Origin of the sequence: Nonomuraea terrae (assembly GCF_004348995.1) — a bacterium.
Lineage (GTDB): Bacteria > Actinomycetota > Actinomycetes > Streptosporangiales > Streptosporangiaceae > Nonomuraea > Nonomuraea terrae.
Window position 1 is genome coordinate 1 of the sequence record NZ_SMKQ01000345.1, and the last position, 5,276, is coordinate 5,276.

Annotated in this window: 7 protein-coding genes; all 7 read right to left on the minus strand. The window is 69.9% G+C overall.

The genetic code is table 11. The features are described from left to right. Positions 1-419: hypothetical protein (locus tag E1286_RS45740; RefSeq protein WP_187368329.1), on the minus strand; the 419-nt coding region annotated here is incomplete at its 3' end. After that, positions 416-1,762, minus strand: a complete 1,347-nt coding sequence (locus E1286_RS45745) for a WXG100 family type VII secretion target (RefSeq protein WP_132623456.1) — start codon at positions 1,760-1,762, stop codon at positions 416-418. The genes E1286_RS45745 and E1286_RS45740, both read right to left, overlap by 4 nt. Next, positions 1,762-2,163, minus strand: a complete 402-nt coding sequence (locus E1286_RS45750) for a hypothetical protein (protein WP_132623458.1) — start codon at positions 2,161-2,163, stop codon at positions 1,762-1,764. Before E1286_RS45750 ends, E1286_RS45745 begins: the two co-directional genes overlap by 1 nt. A gap of 67 nt (positions 2,164-2,230) precedes the next feature. Next, the gene (locus E1286_RS45755) at positions 2,231-2,536 is read right to left on the minus strand and encodes a WXG100 family type VII secretion target (protein WP_132623460.1); all 306 of its coding nucleotides are present in this window, start codon (positions 2,534-2,536) and stop codon (positions 2,231-2,233) included. 17 nt (positions 2,537-2,553) lie between these two features. Beyond that, on the minus strand, positions 2,554-2,901 hold the full coding sequence (locus tag E1286_RS45760) for a WXG100 family type VII secretion target (RefSeq protein WP_132623462.1): 348 nt from the start codon (positions 2,899-2,901) through the stop codon (positions 2,554-2,556). Between the two features lie 227 nt (positions 2,902-3,128). Continuing rightward, positions 3,129-3,572, minus strand: a complete 444-nt coding sequence (locus E1286_RS45765) for a YbaB/EbfC family DNA-binding protein (protein WP_132623464.1) — start codon at positions 3,570-3,572, stop codon at positions 3,129-3,131. Positions 3,573-3,606: 34 nt separating this feature from the next. After that, positions 3,607-4,992, minus strand: coding sequence for a type VII secretion integral membrane protein EccD (gene eccD / locus E1286_RS45770; RefSeq protein ID WP_132623466.1), 1,386 nt, complete (start codon positions 4,990-4,992; stop codon positions 3,607-3,609). Positions 4,993-5,276 lie beyond the last annotated feature (284 nt).

The window sequence follows — 5,276 nt, forward strand, 5'->3', positions numbered from 1 at the left end:
GCTTCGCCCTCGCTCCCCGCATCCTGTCCGCCGCCTGTCTGCTCGCGGCCTGTGCCGCCGCCCAGGCCGCCCCCGCCGAAACCGCCGCCGCCGTCGCCGTCGTCGGCCTTCACGTAGTTCTCGTCGGCCGTCTTGAGCGCCGGCTGCCAGCTGTCCAGCGCCTTGCGCGCCTTGGCCAGCGCGTCGTTCTGGCTGTGGATGAGCCCCTCGTGGACCTTCTGCAGCCCCATGCCGGCCACCCCGAAGTGGGGGAACGGGACGGGAAGCTTGCCGGACTTCCCCGCCAAATTGTCGATGAGCTCGGTCTGGCCCTGAATCTTGTTGCCGCCGGCCTCGAGCTCGTGCTTCGTGAACGAGATCCCGGAGGACAGGCCGGGGAGTTGCCCGCCGCCGAGGTCGGGCCAGGGCGTGGTGCTCATCCGATCACCGGGTCCGTGGTCTCGTGCCCGCAGGCCCAGGCGCTCGCGTCCTCCGACAGGTACGTGCTCCGCTCCAGGTCCGTGTGGTCGCCGACCGCCCCTCCGCCCATCAGGGGCATGAACGGCATGCCGCTCGCCGAGCCGGCGACCCCGCGCCCCGCGCCGCTCACCAGCGCGGTCACGGGCCCGCCGCCGGCGCCCAGGGAGCCGATCACCGACGGGAGGCCGGGCGTGCCGACGGGCGTGGGGGTGTGGATCGTGGATGGCGGCAGGAAGCTCGTGCCCGGCGGGGTGAGGCTCGTGGTCGGCGGCGTCAGGGTCGGGGTGGTGAGCGACGTGGCCGGCGGCTGGTAGCTCGCCATGTCGGTCCGGGTGGGATCGGTGCCGTTCGCGCCGTCGGTGACCGTCGTGCCGTCGCCGCCGATGACCGGGGGGACCGTGTCGCCGCCGCCCGGGACCTGCGGCTGCCCCTGTCCCGGGTTCGTGCCCGGATCGCCGGGCACCGGTCCTGGCGCGCTGGGGTCACCGGTGCCGGGCCCACCCGGGTCGGAGCCGTTCTGGCCGCCGGGGTTCGAGCCGCCCAGGTTCTGGCCGCCGGCACCGGAACCGCCGGACCCCCCGTTCGACCCGGAGCCTCCCGATCCGCCGCCGGTGCCGGACGAGCCCGTGCCGTACGAGCCCGAGCCGTACCCGCCGTCGTCGTACGAGCCCGCGCCGTCGTAGCCCGAGGAGCCGAAGGTGGGGCCCCGCGTGCCGGAGCCGGTCGGGTACCGGGGGTCGTCGGTCTCGGCGGGAGCCTCGGGGATGGAGACCGTGGGCAGCTCGAAGGAGATGTCGTGCGGCACCGTGAGGTCGTAGATCGACTTGATCTGCTGGTTGAGGTCGTGGAGCGTGCGCTGGGCGTGCGTGTTGTCGAGCGCCTCCTGCACCACCCTCGTCTCGGCCTCGGTGCCCACGCCCGCGGGGACGTCCTGCTTCTCGTTGACCCTCGTCCTGGCGTCCGAGAGGTGGCCGGAGTACGTCTGGAGCGCCTGGCCCATCAGGCTGAGCTTGCCGCGCAGTTCGTTGCCGGAGGCGTGCAGCAGCTCCAGGGCCGTCCTGGCCTGGACGGCGTCGGGCCCCGTCCAGATGTTGAGGATCTTGCCGGCGTGCTCCTCGAGGGCGTTGACCGCCTGCTCGATCTTGCTCGCCGCGTTCATGTACGTCTGCCCGGCTCCCGAGACGTACCCGGGGTCGGTGCCGTCCAGCCAGCCCTTGATCTCCGGCTTGGTGTTCGACGGCCATTCGCCCTGGGGCGTCCGGCTGAAGTCCGCGATGACGACGACCTCGCGTTCGCTGCCCATCAGGCATCACCCTCGTTGGCGCGGCGCGCCCGGTCGAGATTGTCGGCACTGGTCTCGACGGCCTCGACCACCTTCTGGTAGGCGTCGATGAACCGCTGATACACCTCGGCGAACTTCCTGCCCGCGTTGTCCGACCCCACGGTCGAGGCGAGCGCCAGGGCGTCGCTCCACCTGCCGATCTGGGAGGTCGACAGACCACCCTCCGTCGAGGGCGTGATCTGGTTGATGTTGCCGTTGGGACGCTCGCCGTTGCCGAGCATCGCGTCGAGGCTGGACCTCAACTCCGTGGCGATGGCCCGCATCTGGGAGGGGGAGTTCTCCCGTCCGGCGCCGTCATCGAACAGATGGGGGTCCACCCGCAGCGGGTCGGTGCCCCCGTACATCGCGTCCTTCTGAGTCATCCTCGTCCCCACGAACATGACTCTCGGTCATCGCCAGGGCGATGACCGAGAGGGTGATCGAACCAGATCAGTCCGTCCAGATGCTGATGTTGCGCCGCTCGGCGGATTCGTAGTTGCCCTTCGCGAGATTGACCGCCTCGGCGGCCTGGAAGAGCTGCTGGCCCATCGCCTTCTCGTGGGCGTTCCACTGCTCCTTCTTCACGTCGAAGAACTGCTGGGCCTCGCCCTCCCAGCTCGCCCCGAGCTCCTTCTTGATGTCCTGGTAGAGGTCGTCGGTGACCCGGTCGAGCTCGGTGATGACTCCCTTGAGCTCCTCGTAGGCCTGCTCCATGGAGCCGAATCGGACAAATGTGTAGTCGTCAGGCATCGTCATGGCGTCATCCGTCCTGGTCAGCGGTTGGCGTTGATGAGGGAGTCGATGCGACCGGACTCGCCGGTCCGGGCGAAGCCGCCCGCGATGTCCATGTTCTGGTCGGCGGTGTTCCGGTAGACGCCGGCGCCGATGTTGAGCCGGTCGTAGATGTCCTCAAGGACCTTGATGACGCCCTTGAACTCGCCGTCCCACTGGTCGAGCGCCTGGCTGAACCGCGCGGATGCGTTGCCCTTCCACCCCTGCGTGGTGAGGGTGGCCTTGATCTCCTGAACCCGCAGCCGCATGCCCTCGATGTACTGCGCGGTGTCCTGGCAGTAGCCGGCCGCGTTCGTCAACTGCGTGGGACTTGCCCCGTACAGTGCCACTGGACCTCCAAGTCGCGATTGCCTCGTCGATCACCGCGCGCGGTCAACCCCGATAAGGGATGGACTCCCCTCAGTGAACAACGTCAATTGGCATGTTAACCACCATCAGCCCCACAGATCACAAAAATCGCAGATTACAGATCGGTCGCGATATAGCGCCTTATAGGTGCATCCGCCATGGATCAGGCCATGAACACGTCCATCGGTACCGAACCTCCGAGGTCGCGTCAGAGTTCCAGCCGCCGCCGGATGCTGTCGAGCCGACCCATCACGTCCTCGAACGCCTGATCGTAGAGCGGCTCCGCCTCCTTCACCTTGGCGGTGATGGAGCCCGGCTCGGCCAGCAGCCTGAGCGGGTTGGACTCCTGCCCGAACAGCTCTCCCGCATCCTCGGTGAGCCTGCGCTGGAAGTCCTCCGTGGCGTCGCGGAGCGTGATCTTGATCAGCTCCGCCAGCTCCCCCGAGGACAGCCGCATCGCCTTCGGATGCAACTCCAGCTCGCGCACGCCCTCCTGCCCGTACTCCACGGCGACGAAGCCGTTCTCGTCCTGGGCGCGGCCGACGCACGACGCGGCCCGCTCCTGGAAATCGCCGAGCAGGGCGAGCTGCTCGTCGGCCCCCTTCACCAGCTTCTCCAGGTCGATCTTCGCGAAGTCGCCGAACTCCTGCATGCTGCCTCCTGTTTCGAGAGATTCCGGGCCGGGATCAGCCGGACAGGCCACGCACCCAGCTGTAGACCTCCAGCACGCCGAGCGCGAGCGGGAACAGTTGCACCATCAGTACGAGGTCCACGATGTCGCCTGCACGGCCCCAGAACGGTGACGGCTTGCTCATCGACAGCCATATGCCGATGCCCACAGTGATCAGCGCCAGCCACAGGACGGCGATGGCCACGGCCAGCGATCCCACGATGCCGCCGTCGCCGACGAACGACAGCGTCAGCATGGCGAACCCCGCCAAGCCTCCGCCCACCAGCCAGATGCGCTGGCCGAGACTGCGGAACACCCGGGCCCGCATGATGAGCGACAGCGACAGCGACACGGTCATGACCGACGAGACCCAGTAGTCGTCGAGCACCAGCAGCACCTGCGCGACCAGCGCGCAGATCCCAATTCCCGCGATCATCCCGACGGCGTGGCGCTGCGCGACCCTGGTGCGCTCCTGGATGGCCGGGGCGTCCAGGCGCTGGTTGTCGCTGCGCAGCTCTTCGGCCGTGGTGGGCATCGCGGGCAGCGGCACCTTGGCCAGCCGGAACGACAGCGAGGGCACCAGCGGCATCAGGGCCAGGAGCACGGCGATGGCCACGGCCGCCACACCGGCGGGCGGCGCCGACCACACCATCACCACGGCCGAGCAGATCGCTCCCACCGTGCTCGCCACGGCCGTGCCGAGGAAGCCGGGCACGCCGTCGGAGATCAGCGCCCCGCCGACCGCGGCGGCCAGCGCGGTGCAGGCCATCGCCGCCAGCAGGTGTGGCGCGCCGAAAGCGAGCACCGCTCCGCCGGCGGCCGGGGCGAACAGGCCGGCCACGAACCCGTACGGCAGAGCGGCATGCCCCACCAGCGCTCCCGCCTGCGAGTCCCCGACGGCCCTGGACAGCAGGGTGCCGGTGACGACCAGCAGCAGCGCCAGCAGCGCGGCGACGATCGTGATGGTCAGCCCGGACATGCCGGACAGCGCCAGGCCGACGGCGCCGAGCACGAGCAGGCCAGTGGCGCCGCTCGCGCCCAGGACCCTCGAATGCTTGGCCGACCAGGCGCCGCCTCCCTCCCGGACCCGGCTCGCCACCACGTCCGCCACGTCGTCGTAGAGCGCGGGCGGCAGGATCGCCTCACGCGGCCTGAGGTAGAGGATCTCGCCGTCGAGCACACCGAGCGCTCCCAGGCTCTGCCTCAGGTCGAGCGGCGCACCGCCGAGCCGCTGCAGCGTCCAACCGGGCGCCGCCGCGGCGTCGCCGCCCACCTCGCCCAGCGCGCGCAGCAGGGACGGCAGCACGTTGGGAAGCGGGATGTCGGCGGGCAATGCCAGGTCGGCCTTGCGGCGCGGGCCGACGATCGTCACGTGGCACTGCGCCGGCAGTGGCACGGGCACCTGTGGGAGGGCGCCCTGCTGGATCGGCCCATGGCCCGGCGGCGGACCGGGCGGTCGGCCGGGGAAGTTCATCGGGGGGCCGTACATCGGGGGAGGTCCAAGGGGTGGCCCCTGTGCCGGCGGTGGTCCGGGCGGAGGCCCCTGAACCATTCGTCCCATTCCTAACCCCTCGGTCCCCACCTGCGGTCACGGACAACACAGAACATATCTGGTCTCTTCTGGTAAGAACGTCTCGATGAGCATCGTCGTCGTGCGCCGCCCCGAACGCCGCCCCGGCCCCAAGC

Excerpts from the sequence above, each read along its gene's own strand:
- E1286_RS45755 (WP_132623460.1), bottom strand. The coding sequence starts at position 2,536 with ATGACGATGCCTGACGACTACACATTTGTCCGATTCGGCTCCATGGAG.
- E1286_RS45765 (WP_132623464.1), bottom strand. The coding sequence starts at position 3,572 with ATGCAGGAGTTCGGCGACTTCGCGAAGATCGACCTGGAGAAGCTGGTG.
- E1286_RS45745 (WP_132623456.1), bottom strand. The coding sequence starts at position 1,762 with ATGGGCAGCGAACGCGAGGTCGTCGTCATCGCGGACTTCAGCCGGACG.
- E1286_RS45750 (WP_132623458.1), bottom strand. The coding sequence starts at position 2,163 with ATGACTCAGAAGGACGCGATGTACGGGGGCACCGACCCGCTGCGGGTG.